Annotated in this window: 2 protein-coding genes; one reads left to right on the plus strand and one right to left on the minus strand. The window is 50.9% G+C overall.

Going from position 1 to position 1836, the window contains the following annotated elements:
• On the plus strand, positions 1 to 91 hold a 91-nt coding region (locus KSW37_RS16220; RefSeq protein WP_217315339.1), incomplete at its 5' end, for a smalltalk protein.
• Positions 92 to 169: 78 nt separating this feature from the next.
• Here KSW37_RS16220 and KSW37_RS15480 read toward each other — a convergent pair.
• Positions 170 to 1836: ABC transporter ATP-binding protein (locus KSW37_RS15480; protein WP_217315337.1), on the minus strand; the 1667-nt coding region annotated here is incomplete at its 5' end.

Consider the following 1836-nt stretch of genomic DNA (forward strand, 5'->3'; position numbering starts at 1 on the left):
GAAAAGAGAAACACTCAAGAAAATTCTGAATTTCGTCATTACCGTTCTCACCGCCATAGCCTCTGCCTTTTGCGTGCAGAGCTGCCAGTAGTATCGCTCGCAAGTCCGTTAGGCGTTAGGGAGAAACGCCTAGCGGACTTGCGTATTTCAGACTATCTACTATAAACTGTTAACTATCAACTATTACCTCCCCCACTTTTATCTGTTCCTGGCATCTGTCTGCCACTTCTTTTCTATGCGTTACACAGATGATGGTCTTGTCGGCATAAGCAGCAAACAGACGGTCGAAAAGGAGCTTCTCGGTTTCGGCATCCAGCGATGAACTGATTTCATCCAACAGCAGAATGTTGCCTTTGCGCAAAAGACTGCGGGCTATGGCAATGCGCTGCGCCTGACCGCCACTCAAACGGGTGGCATGCTCTCCTATCTTCGTATCCATACCTGCCGGCAAACTGAACACGAAATCGGCACAGGCTATATGAAGGGCATCGGAAAGCTGCTCATCAGTAGCCGCAGGATTCGCCAGAAGAAGATTATCACGTATGGTTCCGCTCATCAGCGTATTACCTTGCTCTATATACACGATATGCGAGCGCATACCGGTTCCTTCTACCGCTTTGCCCTGTGCATCATACAAAACAATCTTTCCGCTATCGGGTTGGATGATACTCGACAAGAGACGCAGGATGGTGGTCTTGCCACAACCGGTTTCTCCCACTATCGCTACAGATGTGGCGGGACGGAAATCATAAGAGAAATGGCTGACTACCATCTTCTTACGCTCATCGGGATAAGAATAGCTCACATTCTGAAGACGGATGCCACAAGCATGCTGCAAAGGAATTGGAGCATCAGCCTGCGACAGAGACTTCTCCTGTTCGGTATTTTCGATCTCTACCAAACGGTCTACACTCGCTGAAGCATGAATCAGTTGGGGAATCATGCCCAGGAGCGACATGATAGGACTCTGTATCTGTCCTACCAACTGCAGGAAAGCGGTCATCACACCAAAGGTTATCAACCCATTCTTGAGTTGGATGGCGCCATAGACAAAGGCTCCGAAATAGCCGTAACTGAAGGTGAAGGCAAGGAGCAGGCGGGATATCAACGTAAAACGGATTCTACGGCGAACCAGATGATGCAAACGCTGCTGCATGCTGCCTACCCTACCGGAAACCGTGCTTTCAGCCTGCAAGGTCTTGATGGTGAGTTCATGTTCTACCGTCTCCTGAATCATCATCTGTATACTGCTCTCCTCCTCGCGTATCGCCAGCGTCATCTTCTTGAGCCGGCTACCGAGATACTTGGCGCAAACGGCTACCACCGGTGTCAGTACCAGAAGACTCCATGCCAGGATGGAATCGATGGAACGCATCAGGAAGAAGGCGCCGAAGAGCTGCACCAGGGTGACTACAACCGATGGCAAGACATCCGTAACAACCGAAGAGGCTGACGAGAGATCGCGCTCCAAACGCTGACTGATATCGCCGGAAAGCATATCGGAAGCTGGTTTTCCGGAACCAGCCCCAGTCTGATGCTTTTCGGCATAGAGTTTCCTGCCCAGCACAAACCGGAAGAGACGGCTACGCATATCATTCTGAAGGATTACCTCGGTGATGCCGGAAAGATAGAATACCAGCTGGCGAAGGGCTATCAATAGAGCGATGACTGAAAAAAGCACGATGGTTTCGCGCAGCACGTCGCCACGCCAGATCACCACATCGATGAACCGGCGACACAGCCAGACGAGCCATAAGCCTAAAGCTACCTGCAGGAGACCAGCAATGATGCGCAAGAGCAAACGTCCACGGACAGCAGACATCTGGCGGAAAAACC

The organism is Segatella copri (assembly GCF_019127135.1).
GTDB lineage: Bacteria > Bacteroidota > Bacteroidia > Bacteroidales > Bacteroidaceae > Prevotella.